The 20,312-nt window shown below is 44.4% G+C and carries 17 protein-coding genes; 15 read left to right on the plus strand and 2 right to left on the minus strand.

The genetic code is table 11. The annotated features are described in order from the left end of the window. The first annotated feature begins 1 nt into the window (after window position 1). The 13 genes from ACH6C1_RS05040 (at window position 2) to ACH6C1_RS05100 (ending at window position 15,355) form a co-directional block, all read left to right on the plus strand. A complete protein-coding gene (locus ACH6C1_RS05040) occupies window positions 2–754 on the plus strand; it encodes an ABC transporter ATP-binding protein (protein WP_374075150.1) in 753 nt (250 codons plus the stop codon). Continuing rightward, window positions 714–2,399 carry an acetate--CoA ligase gene (acsA, locus tag ACH6C1_RS05045; protein ID WP_374075152.1) on the plus strand — a complete coding sequence of 562 codons (1,686 nt, stop codon included), beginning with the start codon at window positions 714–716 and terminating at the stop codon, window positions 2,397–2,399. Before ACH6C1_RS05040 ends, acsA begins: the two co-directional genes overlap by 41 nt. A 293-nt stretch (window positions 2,400–2,692) precedes the next feature. Further along, complete coding sequence (locus ACH6C1_RS05050) at window positions 2,693–4,057, plus strand: MATE family efflux transporter (RefSeq protein ID WP_095224414.1); 1,365 nt, start codon at window positions 2,693–2,695, stop codon at window positions 4,055–4,057. Between the two features lie 228 nt (window positions 4,058–4,285). Then, window positions 4,286–5,308, plus strand: a complete 1,023-nt coding sequence (locus ACH6C1_RS05055; protein WP_095224413.1) for a sugar-binding transcriptional regulator — start codon at window positions 4,286–4,288, stop codon at window positions 5,306–5,308. A 39-nt stretch (window positions 5,309–5,347) separates the two neighbouring features. Next, on the plus strand, window positions 5,348–6,355 hold the full coding sequence (gene gap, locus ACH6C1_RS05060; RefSeq protein WP_095224412.1) for a type I glyceraldehyde-3-phosphate dehydrogenase: 1,008 nt from the start codon (window positions 5,348–5,350) through the stop codon (window positions 6,353–6,355). Window positions 6,356–6,519: 164 nt separating this feature from the next. Continuing rightward, on the plus strand, window positions 6,520–7,701 hold the full coding sequence (locus tag ACH6C1_RS05065) for a phosphoglycerate kinase (RefSeq protein ID WP_095224411.1): 1,182 nt from the start codon (window positions 6,520–6,522) through the stop codon (window positions 7,699–7,701). Between the two features lie 23 nt (window positions 7,702–7,724). Next, the gene (gene tpiA / locus ACH6C1_RS05070) at window positions 7,725–8,483 is read left to right on the plus strand and encodes a triose-phosphate isomerase (RefSeq protein WP_374075156.1); all 759 of its coding nucleotides are present in this window, start codon (window positions 7,725–7,727) and stop codon (window positions 8,481–8,483) included. Continuing rightward, a complete protein-coding gene (gpmI, locus tag ACH6C1_RS05075; protein ID WP_374075158.1) occupies window positions 8,480–10,018 on the plus strand; it encodes a 2,3-bisphosphoglycerate-independent phosphoglycerate mutase in 1,539 nt (512 codons plus the stop codon). The genes tpiA and gpmI overlap by 4 nt, the downstream gene beginning before the upstream one ends. Window positions 10,019–10,034: 16 nt before the next feature. Continuing rightward, window positions 10,035–11,321 (plus strand): phosphopyruvate hydratase, encoded by a 1,287-nt coding sequence (gene eno, locus ACH6C1_RS05080; RefSeq protein ID WP_095224408.1) that lies wholly within the window; start codon window positions 10,035–10,037, stop codon window positions 11,319–11,321. Window positions 11,322–11,472: 151 nt separating this feature from the next. Beyond that, window positions 11,473–12,216 carry an alpha/beta hydrolase gene (locus ACH6C1_RS05085; protein WP_374075160.1) on the plus strand — a complete coding sequence of 248 codons (744 nt, stop codon included), beginning with the start codon at window positions 11,473–11,475 and terminating at the stop codon, window positions 12,214–12,216. A gap of 261 nt (window positions 12,217–12,477) precedes the next feature. Then, on the plus strand, window positions 12,478–13,191 hold the full coding sequence (locus ACH6C1_RS05090; protein WP_374075162.1) for a 3-ketoacyl-ACP reductase: 714 nt from the start codon (window positions 12,478–12,480) through the stop codon (window positions 13,189–13,191). 240 nt (window positions 13,192–13,431) lie between these two features. Continuing rightward, complete coding sequence (gene iolG, locus ACH6C1_RS05095) at window positions 13,432–14,478, plus strand: bifunctional inositol 2-dehydrogenase/D-chiro-inositol 1-dehydrogenase (protein WP_374075165.1); 1,047 nt, start codon at window positions 13,432–13,434, stop codon at window positions 14,476–14,478. A 43-nt stretch (window positions 14,479–14,521) separates the two neighbouring features. Then, window positions 14,522–15,355 (plus strand): sugar phosphate isomerase/epimerase family protein, encoded by an 834-nt coding sequence (locus ACH6C1_RS05100; RefSeq protein WP_374075168.1) that lies wholly within the window; start codon window positions 14,522–14,524, stop codon window positions 15,353–15,355. A 43-nt stretch (window positions 15,356–15,398) separates the two neighbouring features. Here the strand turns inward: ACH6C1_RS05100 and bla are convergent, their stop codons facing one another. Continuing rightward, window positions 15,399–16,292, minus strand: coding sequence for a class A beta-lactamase (gene bla / locus ACH6C1_RS05105; protein WP_374075170.1), 894 nt, complete (start codon window positions 16,290–16,292; stop codon window positions 15,399–15,401). Window positions 16,293–16,404: 112 nt separating this feature from the next. Here bla and ACH6C1_RS05110 point away from each other — a divergent pair, with 112 nt between their 5' ends. After that, window positions 16,405–18,156 (plus strand): BlaR1 family beta-lactam sensor/signal transducer, encoded by a 1,752-nt coding sequence (locus tag ACH6C1_RS05110; protein ID WP_374075172.1) that lies wholly within the window; start codon window positions 16,405–16,407, stop codon window positions 18,154–18,156. 15 nt (window positions 18,157–18,171) lie between these two features. Continuing rightward, window positions 18,172–18,552: a penicillinase repressor BlaI gene (gene blaI / locus ACH6C1_RS05115; RefSeq protein ID WP_374075175.1), complete on the plus strand. Its 381-nt coding sequence runs from the start codon at window positions 18,172–18,174 to the stop codon at window positions 18,550–18,552. Between the two features lie 39 nt (window positions 18,553–18,591). Here blaI and ptsP read toward each other — a convergent pair whose 3' ends face one another. Next, on the minus strand, window positions 18,592–20,307 hold the full coding sequence (gene ptsP, locus ACH6C1_RS05120; protein ID WP_374075177.1) for a phosphoenolpyruvate--protein phosphotransferase: 1,716 nt from the start codon (window positions 20,305–20,307) through the stop codon (window positions 18,592–18,594). Window positions 20,308–20,312 lie beyond the last annotated feature (5 nt).

Raw genomic sequence — 20,312 nt, forward strand, 5'->3', positions numbered from 1 at the left:
TATGACACTACAAGTGAAGGCACTTGGACGACGCTTCGGCGAAAAACAAGTATTGCAGCAAGTGGATTTCTCAGTCGGAAAAGGAGAAATCGTAAGTCTGCTCGGTACAAGCGGATGCGGCAAGAGTACTGTTCTGCGGGCACTGGCAGGTCTTGATTCGGATTATGAAGGCAATATCAGCATCCCTTCTGATCAGCGTGTTGGCTTTATCTTTCAGGAACCACGGCTCCTGCCTTGGAAAACAGTCTTAGCCAATGCCACTTTCGGCTTGAAGGGCGACCGCAAAGAGAATGAGGCAAAGGCACGGCGGTATTTGGAGCTAGTTGGATTGAAAGATGCAGAAAAACTATATCCACGGGAGCTTTCCGGCGGTATGGCACAACGGGCAGCTATTGCACGCGCGCTTGTGACAGAGCCCGATATCCTGCTTCTGGATGAGCCATTCAGCGCGCTGGATGCATTTACGAAAATGCAGCTGCAAGAGCTGCTATTGAAGATCTGGGAAACAACTGGCGCAACAATTATTCTCGTTACGCATGATATCGATGAGGCTTTGTATCTGAGTGATCGTGTACTGCTCCTGCAGGGGCGGCCATCGACTTTGGCCAAGGACTTGAAAATAGCTTTATCAAGACCGCGTTCCAGAGGGAGTGCAGCGCTAGGAAAATGGAAAGAAGACATTCTGGATTCACTGGAAGGGAAGGAACAGACATATGACTACAGCCTTGTCACCGAAATCGGACAGAAAGCATAATCTGCCAAGCTATCAAGAGGCAGTTAACACCCATGACTGGAAGGCGCTGGAAGAAGAGTTGTCCAGCAGGAAAGATGGCAAATGCAACGCATCCTATGAAGCTGTCGACCGTCACGTCGAGGAAGGCTATGGTGCGAAAACGGCCTTGCATTATGTGAAAGATGGAGTGCTGCAATCCAGTTTGACATTCGAACAGCTGCAGCAGAAAATTGAGCATTATGCAAAGGTCCTCCGCTCACATGGAGTGGAAAAAGGCGATCGCGTTTTTATCTTTTTACCGAAGAATCCGGAATGCTATGTTGCTATCCTGGCGACGATCCGCATCGGTGCCATCGCAGGTCCTTTGTTTGAAGCCTTCATGGAAGATGCAGTGCGTGATCGGATCAATGATTGCGGTGGTACGCTGCTCATAACGGATCAGGACTTGATAAACCGAGTACCGGCCGAGGATATCCCTTCCTTGCAGGAAATTCTTTTAATAGAAGAAATTGATGCAGCCGAGCCTGATGCGGCTGTTTCTGGAGAAGTGGAGTGGGTCGACAGAGAAGACGGTCTGCTGATACATTATACGAGCGGCTCGACTGGTAAGCCGAAGGGCGTCCTGCATGCCCACCGTTCTTTCATCCATCATGCTGTATCCGGCAAGTGGGTGCTTGATGTGCAAGATGATGATGTGTATTGGTGCACGTCCCATCCAGGTTGGGTGACTGGCAGCGTCTACGGTTTGTTCGCGCCATGGCTGAACCGAGCGACGATAGTTATCCAAGGAGGACGCTTCCAAGCAGAATCATGGTACAAAATCATTGAAGAGCTTAAAGTAACGACACTTTATAGTGCACCTACTGCTTTCCGTCTGCTCAAGGCAAAAGGAGATTTGTACAAGGATTATGATTTATCCAGCTTGCGTCATATCCTCAGTGTAGGAGAACCGCTCAATCCGGAAGTCATTACTTGGGCGTGGGATAACTTACAGCTGCGTATCCACGATACGTGGTGGATGACAGAAACCGGCGGGCATATCATTGTAAATCTGCCTTCTGAACCCATCAAACCGGGATCAATGGGTCGTGCATTCCCAGGTATTCAGGTTGGTATCCTCGATGAAGAGGGGAATGAGCTGCCGGCGAATTCAATTGGTCAGCTTGCCGTTAAGACCCCATGGCCGGGTCTTATGCAGGATATCTGGGGCGACCGAGGAAAATATGAGAGTTACTTTGTTTATCCAGGCTGGTATATTTCGGGGGATCTAGCATTGAAGGACGAAGAAGGATATATCTTCTTCCAAGGCCGAAACGATGATATGATCAATTCTTCCGGTGAGCGAATCGGTCCTTTTGAAGTAGAAAGCAAACTGATTGAACATCCTGCAGTTGCAGAAGCTGGGGTAATCGGAAAACCAGATCCTGTTCGCGGGGAAATCGTCAAAGCTTTCATCACGTTGCGTGACGGGTATGAGGAAACACCAGAGCTGCTGGAATCTTTACGACTGTTTGTCCGTAAGAACCTGGCTGCTCATGCTGCTCCAAGGGAAATCGAAGTAATGCAAGAACTGCCGAAAACACAAATCAGCGGGAAGATCCTGCGCCGGGAATTGAAGCAGCAGGAAATAGAAAAACAATCAGCTCTAAAAACGCCTTCCAAATAAGGAAGGCGTTTTTTAATTTGTTTTCACCACAAGTCAGCTCAAATAATTGATAAAAGTGAGCATAGGTTGTCAATGAAATGCAGCGAAAGGAGTTAGAGGATTTGTTATTTTTCTTTGAAAACGCTTCCTGTAAAATTGTGAGAATACTCACTAAACAGCGAGGGGATAAGCGCTTATAGAGTTGTTGTAGAGTCAAAAAATAATTTTTGTCTTTTTTAGGTAAAGCCCTTTACATTCTCAAAAAAAGGATTAATATAGAGTGAGTTTGATTTTAACGAAAAGGAGAATGTCTGTTGGGTAACCCAACTTCTACATCTGAGCAAACATTGTTTCGCATCTCTTGGCCGCTGTTTATTGAATTAGCACTTCATATGGGAATGGGTATTGTTGCTACACTGATGCTGAGTCATTACTCAGATTTAGCTGCTGCCGGAGTCGGCGTAGCGAATCAGCTGATTAGCATTTTTATTTTGGTTTTTAACGTCACGTCTATTGCTTCTATGATCATCATCGGCCAGAAGCTCGGTGCAGAGGATTTGGCGCATGCCCGGCAGACAGCTCGGACAGCGTTCGGTATGAACTTTTGGTTTGGCTTGATCGTTTCTGCTGTTGTCGTTTTGTTCGGTTCTGTATTTTTAAGTTTCTTTGATTTAAAAGGTGAGACACTCGCTTATGCTACCACCTTTGTGAAAATATGCGGTGCATCTTTATTCTTGGAATCTCTATCATTAACACTTAGTGCAATCTTACGGGCAAATGGCCGGACGAAGGTTTCCATGGTTGTTGCCGTATTGATGAATGTTCTGAGTGTGCTAGGCTATATGATTGCTATCTTTGGATTGTTCGGTATGCCGATCACCGGTGTTGTCGGAGTATCCTGGACAATCGTGATTGCCCGTATTTTTGCGGTTGTTGTATTGTTCTACTTTGTTTATCGTTATCTGGCAATCCGTTTTACAGGTACACATTTGATTAAGCTGAACGTACAAGATATCAAGGATATCCTGGTAATCGGTGTACCTTCTGCTGCAGAAAACTTATCTTATCAATATTCGCAGATTGTCATCACAGCTATTGTAGCGAATTTCGGCGATGCTTCACTGGCTGCGCGTGTATATATCAATAATATTTCCATGCTATGCTACCTGTTTACATTGTCTATTGCGGAAGGTACGCAGCTGCTTGTATCTCGATATATCGGCGGCAAACAATTCGATCGTGCGCTCAAACGAGGCTTGCGTACACTGAAGATAGCAATGGTTGCTTCTTTCATTGTTTCATTAGGATTTGCATTGACTGGAGCACCTATCCTGGAAATGTTCACAGATGATCCGGCTATTCTGGCAGTAGGTATCCCGATCCTTTGGGCAGTTGCCTTCACGGAGCCTGGCCGTGCAATGAATATCGTCTTGATGAGTTCACTCAAGTCTGCTGGAGATGCGAAATTCCCAGCAATCATCGGAGTCATCAGCATGTGGGGTATTGCTGTACTCCTTAGCTACACACTTGGCGTATCTTTTGGTCTTGGTTTACTTGGGGTCTGGATCGCGATGGGTGTGGACGAATGGTTCCGCGGCTTCTTCGCTTACCGGAGATGGCGTTCCCGTCCTTGGGAAAAGAAAGAACAGGCAGCTGTACCAGAAACTGCATTAACATAATATATAGTAGGAAGGCATCGACTTGTGGTCGATGCCTTTTTGTTATGAAAATGTTAAGTTAAAAAAATATATAAATAAATTGTTTATTTCGATGGATTTAAGTTGAATATAGCGAATCTTACTGTTATGATAATCGTGCAAGAGGAATTTTTTTTATAGCAAGTGGGACAATATATGACATACTGGGACATTTTTGACCCATTAAGCTTTATGAAGAAGGGGTATGTTATGCGATCGATAATAGATCTACAAAAAAAGCTTTTCCCGGATGTTCTGGCAATTATGCAGCGAAGATACGGAATCCTGCAGTTTGTCAAAACAATGGGACCGCTGGGACGTCGCACACTTGCTGAAAACATGAATCTTGCAGAACGAGTCGTCAGAGGTGAAATTGACTTCCTTCAGAACCAAGGATTGATCTATATCACGACAAAAGGGGTACAGATAACCGAGTTCGGTCTGGAAGTTCACGAGCAATTGGAAGCTTTTATGCTCGAAGCCTCTGAAATAAGTGTTTTGGAACAGCGAGTCCGGGAAACACTAGGAATAGATAATTGTATTGTTGTCCCCGGTAATAGTGATACCCAAGATTGGGTAAAACAAGAGATGGGAAAACGGTGTGCCCAGCTTCTGGAAAAGACATTGCATCCGAACTATACGGTTGCAGTGACAGGAGGCACCACCATGGCCGCGCTGGCAGCAGCGATGCCGCCGATTCATACAGCTGAAAATGTCATGTTCGTACCTGCCCGCGGCGGTATTGGTGAGCAGGTGGAAAACGAAGCGAACACAATTTGTGCTGCTATGGCAAAGCGAGCCAGAAGTCAGTACCGGTTGCTGTATGTTCCTGATCCGATCGGGGAAGAATCATATCAGACAATTATCGAAGAGCCTTCCGTTAAGGAAGTCCTGTCCATCATCAACCGTTCGAATGTAGTCATTCACGGTATCGGTGACGCCATGACGATGGCGGAGCGGAGACGGACGCCTGCGCCGCTTGTCGAAAAGATAAAAAGCGGTGTTGCAGTAAGTGAGGCATTTGGTTATTACTTCGACGCTGAGGGGAATGTAGTCCATCGTGTCCGCACAGTCGGATTACAGCTGGAGGACTTAGATAGAGCAGAACATGTAATAGCTATTGCAGGCGGTGCCTCGAAAGCTCGTGCAATCGCCTCATACTTCAAACTGGGAAGAAACAATATTCTGGTAACGGATGAGGCGGCAGCGAACCAGTTAATAAAGGGCCATTGAACCCTTTAATCATTCAGTTATTACAAGGAGGAAATTTTCATGACAGTAAAAATTGGTATTAACGGTTTTGGACGTATTGGACGTAACGTATTCCGTCAGGCGCTAACTAACAGCGAAGCAGAGGTAGTTGCAATTAACGACCTTACTGATGCGAATATGCTTGCCCATTTGTTAAAGTATGATTCTGTACACGGTATCCTTGATGCAGAAGTATCCGTAAACGGCTCTAACTTAGTTGTTGACGGTAGAGAGATCAAAGTTCTTTCTGAGCGCGATCCTGCTAACCTTGGCTGGGGAGATCTTGGTGTAGAAGTAGTAGTTGAATCTACTGGTATTTTCACAAATGGTGAAGATGCGAAGAAACACATCGAAGCTGGAGCGAAAAAAGTTATCATCTCTGCACCAGCTAAAGGTGAAGACCTAACTGTCGTAATGGGTGTTAACGAAAACAGCTATGATCCATCCGAGCATACTGTAATCTCTAACGCTTCTTGTACTACTAACTGCTTGGCGCCGGTTGCAAAAGTACTTCATGATGCATTCGGAATCAAACGCGGTCTAGTAACAACAGTTCACGCTTACACAAATGACCAGCAAATCCTTGACTTGCCGCACAAAGACTACCGTCGTGCACGTGCAGCAGCTCAAAACATCATCCCAACAACTACAGGTGCTGCGAAAGCTGTATCTCTAGTATTGCCTGAATTGAAAGGTAAATTGAATGGTATGGCTATGCGTGTGCCAGTTGCTGATGCTTCCATCGTTGACTTGGTTGTTGAATTAGACCAAAACGTATCTGCTGAGCAAGTTAACACTGCATTGAAAGACGCTGCTGAAGGCGATCTTAACCACGTTCTTGGTTACAGCGAAGAGCCGCTTGTTTCTTCCGACTACATCGGAAACAGAAACTCTTCTACTGTAGATGCACTTTCTACAATGGTATTGGAAGATAACATGGTGAAAGTTGTTTCTTGGTACGATAACGAAATGGGTTACTCCACTCGTTGTGTAGATTTGGCTGTGTTCTTGAAAAGCAAAGGCATCTAATTCTTAACGAGCAGTGGTAGAAAGGGAGGGGGGAGCACCTCCCTCCCTTTTAACCTATGCCTGTTCTTTTTCTGTGTATTCGACAAGAAGGAACAGAACCTGCCAATGGCGAATACATAGAAGGAACAGATACATAGGTAACAAGTATTCGAGGAGGCGTAGATATGAACAAGAAATCAATCCGCGATATCGATGTAGCCGGCAAGAAAGTTTTCTGCCGTGTAGATTTCAACGTACCAATGGAAAATGGCACAGTAACCGATGATACACGGATCAAGGCTGCCCTTCCGACAATCAAGCATCTCACAGAGCAAGGTGCAAAAGTTATTCTAGCAAGCCACCTTGGCCGTCCGAAAGGCGAAGTAAAGGAAGATTTGCGTTTGGACCCTGTTGCACAGCGTCTTAGCGATTTACTTGATAAAGAAGTTGCAAAAGTAGATCAGGTTCATGGCGAAGAAGTGAACGAAGCAGTAGCTGAGCTAGCTGACGGCGAAGTACTTCTTATCGAGAACGTACGCTTTGAGCCAGGTGAAGAAAAGAATGACCCTGAATTGGCAAAAGCTTTTGCTTCCATGGCAGATGTGTATGTGAATGATGCATTCGGTGCTGCACACCGTGCGCATGCTTCTACAGAAGGTGTGGCAAAACATCTTCCAGCTGTTGCAGGTTTGCTTTTGGAGCGTGAGCTGGAGGTACTTGGCAAAGCACTATCCAATCCGGAACGACCATTCACAGCTATCATTGGCGGTGCAAAAGTAAAAGATAAAATAGGTGTAATCGATAACCTGCTTGATAAAGTAGATAATCTGATCATCGGCGGCGGCTTGGCTTATACATTTGTTAAGGCACGTGGCTACGAAATCGGAAAATCCTTGCTTGAAGAAGATAAGATCGATTTAGCAAAAGAATTCATGCAAAAAGCAAAAGACAAAGGCGTCAATATGGTTATGCCTGAGGATGTTGTTGTTGCTGATGATTTCTCGGAGGATGCCAACAAGCGTGAAGTGAGCATTGAAGAAATTCCTGCTGACTGGGAAGCTTTGGACATCGGACCGAAAACTCGTGAGACCTACAAACAGATTGTCAAAGACTCCAAATTGATCATCTGGAACGGACCAATGGGTGTGTTCGAGTTGAATGCGTTCTCTGGTGGAACAAAAGCAGTGGGTGAAGCATTGGCAGAAGGAGAAGGATTCTCTATCATCGGCGGTGGTGACTCTGCTGCTGCAGTAGAGAAATTCGGCCTTGCTGACAAAATGGATCATATCTCCACTGGCGGCGGTGCCAGCCTTGAATTCATGGAAGGTAAGGAGCTGCCTGGTGTAGCTGCATTGAACGATAAATAAAAAGACTGAAGGGATGGAGAACTATGCGTAAAAACGTCATCGCAGGAAACTGGAAAATGAATAAGACAATTTCTGAAGCAAAAGAATTCATCGAAGCGACGAAAACGAAGATTCCATCCAGTGACAAAGCAGAAGCAATTGTTTGTGCACCAGCATTGTATTTGACTGAGCTAGTGAAGCTTACAGAGGGTACGGACCTTAAGATCGCTGCTCAAACAATGCATTATGAAGAAAGCGGCGCTTTCACTGGTGAAATCAGCCCGACAGCGCTGAAAAGCATCGGTGTGGAATATGCGGTGATCGGACACTCCGAGCGTCGTGAATACTACAACGAAACAGACGAGTCTGTAAACAAGAAGACACATGCAGCATTGCAGCATGGAATCACTCCAATCGTCTGCATCGGCGAAACGCTTGAAGAGCGTGAAGCTGACAAAACGAACGAAGTAGTCGGCGGCCAAGTCGAAAAGGCTTTGGAAGGTCTGTCTGCTGAGCAAGTTTCAACAGTAATTCTTGCTTATGAGCCAGTATGGGCTATCGGTACTGGCAAAACTGCAACTGCACAGCAAGCGAATGAAGTCTGCACCTTCATCCGTAATGTTGTGAAAGAGAAAGTATCTGCTGAAGCAGCTGATGCTGTACGCATCCAATACGGGGGAAGCGTAAAGCCAGCAAACGTGGACGAACTTCTTGCAGAATCTGATATCGACGGCGCTTTAGTCGGCGGTGCAAGCCTGGAAGCAGATTCCTTCCTAGCGCTTGTGGAGGCTGGTGCAAAATGAGTCAGGACAAACTAGCTGCCCTCATCATCCTCGACGGATTCGGTATCCGCGATGAAGAAAAGGGTAATGCAGTGAAGCATGCCAAAAAGCCGAACTTCGACCGTTACTGGAACAAGTATCCGCATAACGAACTTACTGCTAGCGGAGAGGCTGTTGGTTTGCCGGAAGGCCAGATGGGTAATTCAGAGGTGGGTCACTTGAATATCGGTGCCGGACGCATCGTGTATCAAAGCTTGACTCGCGTGAATAAATCCATCAAAGATGGCGACTTCTATGATAATGAAGTGCTTCTTAAAGCAGTCGACCATGCGAAAAAGAACAACAAGAGTCTGCACCTCTTCGGTCTTTTATCAAATGGCGGCGTGCACAGCCATATTGAGCATTTATTCGCTCTTTTGGAGCTTGCGAAAAAGCATGACTTGGAGAAAGTGTACATCCATGGTTTCCTTGACGGCCGTGATGTCGGTCAGAAAAGCGCCAAAGAATTCATTGATCAGACAGAAGCTAAAATCAAAGAACTTGGTGTTGGAAAGATTGCAACACTTACAGGCCGCTATTATTCCATGGACCGCGACAAACGCTGGGATCGTGTGAAAAAAGCGTACGATGCGATGGTTTACGGAGAAGGACCTGCCTATAAGAGCCCTTATGACGTCATCGAAGATTCCTATAAAAATGAAATCTATGATGAATTCGTCCTTCCATCTGTCATCACAGAGGAAAACGGTGAACCGGTAGCGAAGATACAGGATGATGATGCTATCATCTTCTATAACTTCCGTCCGGACCGAGCTATCCAGATTTCCCGGACATTCGCAAACAAAGACTTCCGTGACTTCGATCGTGGTGAACACCCGCCAACGATCAATGAATTCGTCTGCATGACGAACTTCAGTGAAACGGTAGACGGCGATGTTGCGTATAAGCCAGTCAACTTGGATAACACGGTTGGTGAAGTGCTTTCCCAGAACAACATCAAACAGCTGCGCATTGCAGAAACAGAGAAATACCCGCACGTTACATTCTTTATGAGCGGCGGCCGCGAAGAAGAGTTCCCTGGTGAGGATCGGATCCTGATTAACAGCCCGAAAGTGGCAACATATGATCTGAAGCCTGAAATGAGTGCTTATGAAGTGACGGACGCGTTACTTGATGACTTGGATCAGGACAAACACCAAGCGATCATCTTGAACTTCGCAAACCCTGACATGGTTGGACATTCAGGTATGCTGGAACCGACTGTGAAGGCAATTGAAGCAGTTGACGAATGCCTCGGTAAAATCGTCGACAAGATTATTGAAAAAGGCGGTCACGCCATCATCACGGCTGACCACGGCAACTCGGATGAAGTAGTTACGCTTGAAGATAAGCCAATGACTGCCCACACGACCAATCCGGTTCCTGTAATTGTGACAAAAGAAGGCGTTGAACTCCGCAGCGGCGGTATCCTGGCTGATTTGTCCCCAACATTGCTGGATCTATTGGATGTTGAGAAACCAAAAGAAATGACAGGCACAAGCCTAATCCAAAAATAAGAGGAGAGAAAAAATAATGCCATACATTACTGACGTATATGCACGCGAAGTCCTTGACTCCCGCGGTAACCCTACTATCGAAGTAGAAGTACTAACAGAATCCGGAGCTTTCGGTTCTGCAATCGTTCCAAGTGGTGCGTCCACTGGTGAATACGAAGCAGTTGAGCTTCGTGACGGCGACAAAGATCGTTACCTTGGCAAAGGTGTTCAAACAGCAGTTGCTAATGTAAACGAAAAAATCGCTCCAGAATTGATCGGTATTGATGTTACTCGCCAAGTAATCATCGACCAGCTTTTGATCGAGCTTGATGGTACTGAAAACAAAGGTAAACTAGGTGCCAACGCTATTCTTGGTGTTTCCATGGCAGCAGCACATGCAGCAGCAGATCATCTTGGAGTACCTCTTTACACTTATCTTGGAGGATTCAACTCCAAAACACTTCCAACACCAATGATGAACATCCTTAATGGTGGGGAGCATGCAGATAACAACGTTGATATCCAAGAATTCATGATCATGCCTGTAGGAGCTCCTACATTCAAAGAAGCACTTCGCATGGGTGCGGAAATCTTCCACAGCCTGAAGAAAGTTCTTCAGTCTAAAGGCTTGAACACTGGTGTAGGTGATGAAGGTGGCTTCGCACCAAACCTTTCTTCTAACGAAGAAGCTCTTGAAACAATCGTAGAAGCAATTAAAGCTGCTGGTTACAAACCAGGTGAAGAAGTACAGCTTGCAATGGACGTTGCATCTTCTGAGTTCTACGAAGATGGCAAATACAACCTTAAAGGTGAAGGCGTAGTTCGTTCTTCTGAAGAAATGGTTGCTTGGTACGAAGAAATGACAAACAAATATCCAATCATCTCTATCGAAGACGGTTTGGACGAAAACGACTGGGAAGGCCACAAGCTATTGACTGACCGCATCGGCGACAAAGTTCAGCTTGTTGGTGATGACCTATTCGTTACAAACACAAAACGTTTGAAACAAGGTATCGAGCAAGGCGTTGGTAACTCCATCCTTGTTAAAGTGAACCAAATCGGTACACTTACAGAAACTTTCGATGCTATCGAAATGGCGAAACGCGCTGGCTACACAGCTGTTATCTCTCACCGTTCTGGTGAATCTGAAGATGCAACAATCGCTGACATCGCTGTAGCGACTAACGCTGGCCAAATCAAAACTGGTGCACCATCCCGTACTGACCGTGTTGCGAAATACAACCAGCTTCTTCGTATCGAAGATGAGTTGAAAGCATCCGGCATCTACGGCGGACTTGCATCTTTCTATAACTTGAATAAATAAGTTGAAAAAAGAGGATGAGCTCATATGAGCTCATCCTCTTTTTTAATGCAAATAAGGATTTTCGTTGCTTTAAAAAATAGCAGGCGCTAGAATAAATAAATGAGGAAAGCGCTTTCTGAACAATTGAGTTATATCAGATAGGAGTGATCAGATGTCAAATCAATATCCGGTACTAAAAGATGCGGAACCTTTTCACTTCGAGGGAAACCGTATAGGAATTCTCGTATCCCATGGCTTTACAGGATCTACTCAGAGTATGCGTCCTTTGGGAGAGGCATATGCCCAAGCAGGTTATACGGTATGTGGACCGCGTCTGAAAGGCCATGGAACACACTATGAAGATATGGAACAAACAACGTATAAGGATTGGATAGCTTCGATTGAAGAAGGCTATCACTGGCTAAAGGAACGTTGTGATACAATCTTTGTTACTGGCTTATCAATGGGAGGAACTCTGGCATTATATATGGCGGAAAATTATCCGGATATCCATGCCATCATTCCAATCAATGCAGCAGTAACCGTGCAATCGATGGAAAACGTGCATGAATTAAGAGGAGTAAGGTACCTGGATGCTATCGGTTCAGATATCAAAAACTCTGAAGTGAAAGAGCTGGCTTATGAAAAAACACCGGTTCAGTCTGTCAAAGAAATCCTGCAATTGATGGAGAAGGTAAGAGGAGATCTTACTAAGATTACCTGTCCCGCACTGATTTTTGTTTCAGATGAGGATCATGTCGTACCACCAGTAAATGCACAGCTTATCTACGATGAAATTGAATCTGAAAGCAAAACAGTATACCCATTAAAAAACAGCTATCACGTCGCCACCCTTGATTTTGATCAGCAAATTATTATAGATAAAACACTCGAATTTATTGCATCAACCTTATAGTCTTATAGAACATATGCTCCAGAAGAATTGCCGGGCAAGGCCAGCAGTAAAGAACTGGTCCTGTCCCGTTTAATGCGTTAACATATAGTAATATCCAGAAACGTACTAAGTATGTTCTTGATAAAAATGAAGAAGAATACAATAAGAGCCTTAGTGCATAGCACTATTGGACAGCAATGCAGTAATGAGCATAACGCTTGTTGAGCCTGCATCAGGCTGATAATATAAAGCGAATGGTTTCATTGAAGGAGGAATTACATAATGGCACAATCATTACAAGGAAAAAGAGCTATCATTACAGGCGGCGGACGCGGCATTGGAAAAGCACTTGCAGAGGCACTTGCAGCAGAGGGTGTGCATATTGGCTTGATAGGCCGTACAGAAGAGCATGTAAAAGCAGTAGCTGCTAGTATAAATGAAGTGAAAACAGCTTACGCTTCAGCGGATGTTTCCAATCTGGAAGATGTCACAGCAGCAGTCAACAAGGTGAAAGAGGAATTGGGCGGCATTGATATTCTAATCAATAATGCAGGTATCGCTAAGTTTGGCGGATTCATGGATCTTGATCCAGAAGAATGGAAGCATATCATTGACGTAAACCTGATGGGTGTATACAACGTCACACGGGCACTATTGCCAGACTTGATTGAGCAAAAATCTGGCGACATCATCAACATTTCATCCACAGCAGGCCAAAAAGGTGCTCCAGCTACAAGTGCTTACAGTGCATCTAAGTTCGGTGTACTAGGTTTGACTGAATCACTTGCTATGGAAGTGCGCAAGCACAACATTCGGGTAACTGCCTTGACTCCAAGCACAGTGGCAACCGATTTGGCATTTGAAAACAAGCTGACAGATGGCAATCCTGAAAAAGTCATGCAGTCTGAGGATATTGCAGAGTTTGTCGTAGCACAGCTGAAATTAAACAGCCGCACATTTATTAAATCTGCGAGTCTCTGGTCTACAAATCCATAAGATATAATTAGTAAAGCGGGACATTCGATAGTTGTTATCGAATGTCCCGCTTTTTTTGTACGCTTCATCTTGGGGACTTGTGTTCCAGGGCACGAAATCGGGTATAGGAAGAGGGAGAAATTCTTTTCTTAGAATTAGAAGCCATACCTATTAATTAGGATAGAGCATGTACTAGTACATATGCTAGCTCATGACCTCCTTTTCGGAGGGAAACATGCCATTAAGGAGGAGAATCATCATATGACAGTTAGAATCGGAGTAATTGGAACAGGTGCTATTGGAAAAGAGCATATGAATAGAGTAGAACAAAGATTATCTGGAGCGAAGATTACGGCCGTTACAGATGTTAATCCAGCAGCTACAGAAGAGGCTCTTACTGAGTTGGGAATCAAAGCTAACTTTTATCCGGACGATCAGGCATTGATAGATGCAGAGGAAGTGGATGCGATATTCGTTACAAGCATCGGACCAGCGCATGAAGCAACAGTACGTAAAGCAATAGAAGCAGGAAAATATGTCTTCTGTGAAAAACCTCTTTCCGTTACCGCAAAGGGCTGCCAAACAATCATGCAGGATGAAATGGAATATGGTAAACGTATTGTGCAAGTTGGCTTTATGAGGCAGTTCGACAAAGGCTATGAGCAGCTGAAGCAAGCCATTGATTCCAAACTAGTAGGGGAACCGCTAATGGTCAAATGCGCGCATCGTGCTCCAGAAGTTGATGCAGCCTACACCACAGATATGGCGATCACGGATACCTTAATCCACGAAATAAATATCCTTCATTGGCTGTTGGCGGATAATTATGTATCTGTTCAAGTCCTATATCCACGAAAGAATAAACATGCTCTCCCACATCTGCGTGATCCGCAAGTCATCTTACTTGAGACAGAATCCGGAGTTCTTATCCAAGCAGAAGTGTCCGTTAATATTAAATACGGCTATGACATCCAATGTGAAGTAGTTGGAGAAGAAGGAATCGTGAGCCTTCCAGAGACAGAAAATCTTAAAATACGGCATAACGGGAAACAAAGCACCGACGTCTTACAGGATTGGAAAGTGCGTTTTCAAGATGCCTATGATAAGGAAATACAGGTATTTATTAATCAGGTGGCCAAGCAAGAGGCGCTGCAAGGTCCTTCTGCCTGGGAAGGGTATGTAGCTGCAGTTACATCTGATGCATGTCTGAAGGCACAGGAATCCGGTCAGAGAGAGCCGATAGAGCTAGGAAGCATGCCTGCTTTCTATAGTAAGGAAGAAGCAGCAGAAGCTCAGCTATTAAGATAATTGGAATATACATTACAGAAGATGTAGTAATAGGAGGATTATAATGAAACTGGGTTTTAATCAGGCTACAACATTGGAAAATTCAAATCTAGCAACTGACCTCGATATATGTGAACAACAAGGCTATGATTATATAGAAATCCGCACAATGGATAAGCTGCCGGAGTACTTGGAACAGCATTCGCTGGAGGATCTATCAAATTATTTCAAAGAAAATCATATCAAACCTTTGGCATTGAACGCTCTAGTATACTTTAATAATCGCAGTAAAGATGATTATAATCAATTGCTGAACGAATTCAAACAGATGCTGGAATATGCCGACAAATTGCAAGTGCCTTATATTGTTGTGGTTCCGCTGGTTACAAAGGATAAAATACTTAAAAAAGATATCAAAGCAAGCAGTGTGGAGGTACTGAATGAACTAGCCGGTCTTGCAGAACCGTACGGTATTAAGCTTGCATTGGAATTTGTCGGACACCCGGAATGTACAATCAATACATTTGAGCAAGCTTACGATATCGTACAAACAGTCGGTAATTCGAATGTTGGTTTAGTATTGGATTGTTTCCACTTCCATGCAATGAATTCCAGCATAGAAGCATTGAAACAGGCAGATATATCAAGTATATTCATTCTTCATATGGACGATACAGAGGATTTTCCGATCGGAAGCCTTGTAGACGAAGATCGAGTATGGCCTGGACATGGAGTGATAGATTTAAAAGGAATACTATCTGTGTTGAAGGAAAAGGGCTATGAAGGACCGGTGACTGTAGAGCTGTTTCGACCGGAGTACTATGAGATGAAAGCGGAAGAAGTCATTATCAAGGCAAAGGAGACAACATTGGAAGCAGCCAGCAAATACTTTGAATAAAAGAAACAGAGCCAGTTGCATTGCTCGCTGGCTCTGTATTTTTTTATTCAGTTGCCGAAAGAGATGTGACAACTGCTTCAGCTGCTTGTGCAATCAAATCGTCATCTGCTTTTGCATCAGCTTCGTCACGGTCGGACATAATGGCCAATACAATAGGTTCTTCATCAGGAGGCCAAAGAATAGCAATATCGTTTCTTGTGCCGTAAGATCCAGCACCGGTTTTGTCACCGACTTCCCAGTCTTTTGGAACGCCTGCCCGTATAAGTGCATCCCCAGTCGTATTTCCTTTGAGCCAATCTATAAGAAGCTGGCGCTTATCTGCAGCTAGGTGATCTTCTAGCGCAAAAGCACGAAGGCTTTCTGCCATTGCTTTTGGAGTACTGGTATCACGTGTTTCACCTGGTTCTGTATTATTCAGTTCCGGTTCAATGCTCTCGGAATTTGTCACTTGATCGCCAATCTTACGTAATCCTTCTTCAAATCCCTGTGGACCACCGATTTCTTCAAATATTAAGTTAGCAGCAGTATTATCACTGTAACTGATAGATGCCTCACTCAACTCTTTCAAAGTCATACCAGAATCCACATGTTTTTCAGTAATAGGATTGTAGTTTACAAGATCATCACCCGTAAACATGATTCTTTTATTAAGGTCTTCTATTGACTTTTGCTGCAATAAGACGGCAACAGATAATGCCTTATGAGTGGAAGCAAAACCAAAGCGTTCGTTTTCTCGATATGTGACTGTCCGCCCGGAACCAGTATCAATTGCAAAGACACCCAGGCGGGCATCGTATATCTCTTCTAAGCTGCTAAATGATGCCTTGTCATTTGATACGATGACATCCGTTGATTTGGTTTCGCCGGCATCACCCGAACACCCCGCCGCTATATAAAGAAAACAAAATGCAAAGAATATGTAGGTATACTGTTTCAATTTTCTTCTCCCTCTCCGATTTGGATTACAATTGTAGTCATTATTACACTTGTAATCCATAGCTGTCAACTGTACAATACAAATTATGAAGATAGGGGAAGGGAGAGGAAGAATGACATTTGTTCAATTGCTGCTGGCAATGACGTTAGCTTCCGTAACAGTTGGGATCATACTATTTATCCGAAGGTTTCTGAATTCGCAGCTGGCTCCGGCTTGGCGGTATTATTTGTGGTTTTTTCTGTTAGGCACGTTATTCCTGCCATTCCTGCCGCTGAAGCGATTCAGTATAAAACAGCCTACGTCTTTCACAAATACTGATAAGAGTGATGTGGGTAGTGTTGCTTTATCAGATACAACCGGAACTGGATGGATTAATGATTTCGGAAATTCCGTCACAAGAATAGATGCTTCAAGTTTGGACCAGCTAACCAGCGGTCTCTGGATAGCAGGAGTGGCTGTTAGTGTATCGGCTCTTCTATTCACACAGATGAAAGTAATGCACCTAGTAAACAAGGCAGAGGTTATCAAAGATGAAAAGGTAATCGAGTTGTTTCAAAAATGTAAAATGGAGCTGAACATACGGAAACAAATTAAGCTAAAGCAATCAGCTGATGTGTCAGCACCATTCATTTTTGGTTTGTTCCGTGCCTGTGTGGTTCTCCCAAGAAAAAGCGGTAGTTCGTCCAAAGAAATGAAGCATATCCTGCTTCATGAACTGCATCATTATAAGAGCAGACATGTGCACTGGAATTATCTCTTCTTGCTAGGGGGAATCGTTCACTGGTTTAATCCCTTTGTGCGGTACGCGATGAAGGAAATGCGATTAGATCGGGAGATTGCCTGTGATGCTGCTGTTTTGCGCTGTTTGACCGATGAAAAGGAGAAAACTGATTATGGACGGACAATATTGCACTTTGCTGAGAAGTCGAGATGGTCGATGGTCGACCAACATACCACTTCCATTAGAAGTACCAAGCAGCATCTTAAGAAACGTCTGATACATATTATGTCAGGACGTCCTACTGCCAAGAGGCTTCATGTAAAGAGCCTTGCTATATTTACTGTACTGGGCCTTATCGTTGCTTTTCAAGTGCCTGCTTATGCAGCTGTCCTAACGGATGAACAGTATACAATAGGCAGAAAAAATATAGCGGAAGCGAAAGTCAGTACATATCTTAAAGGCGATAACAGCAGTTTTGTTTTATACAGCATGAAACAAGACAAGTATTATATCCATAATAAGAAGCAAAGCATTAAAAGGGTTTCTCCCAATTCCACTTATAAGATATACAGTGCCTTAACAGCATTAGAAGCGGGAGTAATGAAACCAGTCTCCACAGATATGGAATGGGACGGAAACAATTACAAATATAAGAGTTGGAATGCAAGCCAGGACTTACAATCTGCAATGCAGTATTCCGTAACGTGGTACTTTCAGAATGTCGATAGGCAGGTCGGGAAGCAGACCATCAAAAGGATGTTATCAGAATACCATTACGGCAATGAGGATGTATCTGGTAAGATAGAGGACTTTTGGCTGGAATCCACGTTAAAAATATCTCCCTTTGAACAGGTGGAATTACTACATAATTTATATGAAAATAAATTTAATGCAACTCCAAAGAATATTGAGGCAGTCAAGACATCAATAAAGCTGGAAGAAAAGGATGGAGCCGTCCTCTATGGCAAGACAGGAACAGGTATTGTTAACGGAAAGGCAGCTAACGGCTGGTTCATTGGCTTTGTGGAAACAAAAATTGATACCTATTTCTTTGCAACGAACATTAGAGATGGGGATGCAACCGGAAGCAAGGCTGCAGAAATCACACTGAGAATATTGAAGGAAAAGGGTATATATAAATAAGAAAGAGGAATAACCATGACCAAAAATGTACCAAATATTTCAGAATCAGAGTGGGAAATAATGAAAGTGCTTTGGGATAATTCCCCCCGTACAGCAAATGAGGTTGTTACCTCCCTTCAGGGGAAAGCGGATTGGAAACCTAAAACGATTCGCACTCTGCTTGACCGACTGACAAAAAAGAACGTGGTGGGCGTGAATAAAGAACAACGAGTATATACATTTTATCCGCTTTACGCCGAGGAAGAGTGTCAGCGTGCTGAGACTAGATCATTTATCGACCGGATCTATGGAGGAACGATGAAATCGATGCTGGTACAGTTTATTGAAGAAGATGATTTATCGGAAGAAGACATGAAGGAGCTTCGTCAGATTTTGGAGGAAAAAACAAGAGAGTAAACGATAAAAAAACAGCTCTCCATTACGGAGAGCTGTTTTTTATTGACCTGTCTTCTGACGGACAAGCTCTTCCACTTCATCAGCAGTGCTTAGAGTCAATGCCTGTTGGCTTAGCTCTTGCATGTCTGCTTTAGAAAGCTTCGTGATTTGTGTTCTTGCTGGCAGGATGCTTGTTGCACTCATGCTGAATTCATCAAGGCCTAGGCCGAGAAGAAGCGGGATTGCGATTGCATCGCCTGCCATCTCACCGCACATACCAGCCCATTTTCCTTCTGCATGTGCTGCCTCGATGACATTATGCACAAGGTTCAGGATAGCTGGGTGGTAAGGCTGGTACAAGTAGCTGACGCGTTCATTCATGCGGTCAGCTGCCATTGTGTACTGGATTAAGTCGTTTGTTCCAACGCTGAAGAAATCAACTTCCTTCGCAAATTGCTTCGCAGCAACGGCTGTAGAAGGAATCTCAACCATGATACCAATCTCGATAGAATCAGAGACTGATACGCCATCTGCAACAAGTTTTTCTTTCTCTTCCAGAAGGATTGCTTTTGCTTGGCGGAACTCTTCCAATGTAGCGATCATTGGGAACATGATCTTCAGGTTGCCGTATACGCTCGCACGCAGTAGGGCACGAAGCTGCACACGGAAGATATCATCACGCTCCAGGCAAAGGCGGATAGCACGGTAGCCTAGGAACGGATTCATTTCTTTAGGGAGCTGCAAGTAGCTTAGCTCTTTATCGCCGCCGATGTCTAGTGTACGAACTACGACAGGCTTGTCTCCCATGTTTTCAAGAACAGCTTTATAGGATTCGAATTGTTCGTCTTCACTTGGAAGCTCACTCTTACCCATGTAAAGGAATTCTGTGCGGTAAAGGCCAACGCCTTCGCCTCCGTTGTTTTGAACGCCAGCAACGTCTTCTGGTGTACCGATATTAGCAACAAGCTCTACGTGCACGCCATCTGTTGTAATAGTAGGTTCGTTCTTCAGCTTCGCCCATTCTTGCTTTTGCTGTTCGAAAGCTTCTTGTTTCGCTTTGTATGTTGCTAGTTCATCCTCGGTCGGGTCAATGATGACAGTACCTTCGATACCATCAACAATGATCATCACATCGTTAGCAGCAGAAGATGTAATTGACTTCGTACCGACAACAGCAGGAATCTCAAGAGAGCGGGCCATGATAGCAGAGTGGGAAGTACGTCCGCCGATATCAGTTGTAAACCCTTTCACAAATTGCTTGTTAAGCTGTGCCGTATCGGAAGGAGTCAGGTCCTCAGCGATAATGATAACTTCTTCGTCTATAAGTGCAGGATCCGGGAAGGAAACCTGTAACAGATGTGCCATAACGCGTTTCGTAACATCCTGGATGTCAGCCGCGCGTTCCTTCATATATTCATTATCCATGCTGCGGAACATGTCGATGAACATTGTCGCTGTCTCGTCAAGAGCAGCTTCTGCATTAATGTTGTTATTGCGGACATTGTCTTTAACGGGATTGATCAGTTCGGGATCTGCCAATACAAGCAAATGAGCCGAGAAAATCTCGGCATGCTCGTCGCCAAGTGACACACGAGCATTCTCGCGGATTTTCTCCAACTCTTTTTTGCTGATCTCGAGGGCAGCATCCAAACGGCTGATCTCTTCTTCCGCATTCGCAACAGTTGTCTTATCGAAAGAGAGGTCTGGTACAGCTAGATGGTATGCTTTTGCAATCGCAATACCATTTGAAGCTGCAATTCCGTTTATCATGCTCATCGGAA

It is taken from the genome of Terribacillus sp. JSM ZJ617 (assembly GCF_044383785.1).
Taxonomy (GTDB): domain Bacteria; phylum Bacillota; class Bacilli; order Bacillales; family Amphibacillaceae; genus Terribacillus.

Coding starts and splice junctions, on each gene's coding strand:
- ACH6C1_RS05100 (WP_374075168.1), top strand. CDS start 14,522: ATGAAACTGGGTTTTAATCAGGCTACAACATTGGAAAATTCAAATCTA.
- gap (WP_095224412.1), top strand. CDS start 5,348: ATGACAGTAAAAATTGGTATTAACGGTTTTGGACGTATTGGACGTAAC.
- ACH6C1_RS05090 (WP_374075162.1), top strand. CDS start 12,478: ATGGCACAATCATTACAAGGAAAAAGAGCTATCATTACAGGCGGCGGA.
- eno (WP_095224408.1), top strand. CDS start 10,035: ATGCCATACATTACTGACGTATATGCACGCGAAGTCCTTGACTCCCGC.
- ptsP (WP_374075177.1), bottom strand. CDS start 20,307: ATGAGCATGATAAACGGAATTGCAGCTTCAAATGGTATTGCGATTGCA.
- ACH6C1_RS05055 (WP_095224413.1), top strand. CDS start 4,286: ATGCGATCGATAATAGATCTACAAAAAAAGCTTTTCCCGGATGTTCTG.
- ACH6C1_RS05065 (WP_095224411.1), top strand. CDS start 6,520: ATGAACAAGAAATCAATCCGCGATATCGATGTAGCCGGCAAGAAAGTT.
- blaI (WP_374075175.1), top strand. CDS start 18,172: ATGACCAAAAATGTACCAAATATTTCAGAATCAGAGTGGGAAATAATG.
- ACH6C1_RS05040 (WP_374075150.1), top strand. CDS start 2: ATGACACTACAAGTGAAGGCACTTGGACGACGCTTCGGCGAAAAACAA.
- ACH6C1_RS05110 (WP_374075172.1), top strand. CDS start 16,405: ATGACATTTGTTCAATTGCTGCTGGCAATGACGTTAGCTTCCGTAACA.
- gpmI (WP_374075158.1), top strand. CDS start 8,480: ATGAGTCAGGACAAACTAGCTGCCCTCATCATCCTCGACGGATTCGGT.
- ACH6C1_RS05085 (WP_374075160.1), top strand. CDS start 11,473: ATGTCAAATCAATATCCGGTACTAAAAGATGCGGAACCTTTTCACTTC.
- tpiA (WP_374075156.1), top strand. CDS start 7,725: ATGCGTAAAAACGTCATCGCAGGAAACTGGAAAATGAATAAGACAATT.
- acsA (WP_374075152.1), top strand. CDS start 714: ATGACTACAGCCTTGTCACCGAAATCGGACAGAAAGCATAATCTGCCA.
- iolG (WP_374075165.1), top strand. CDS start 13,432: ATGACAGTTAGAATCGGAGTAATTGGAACAGGTGCTATTGGAAAAGAG.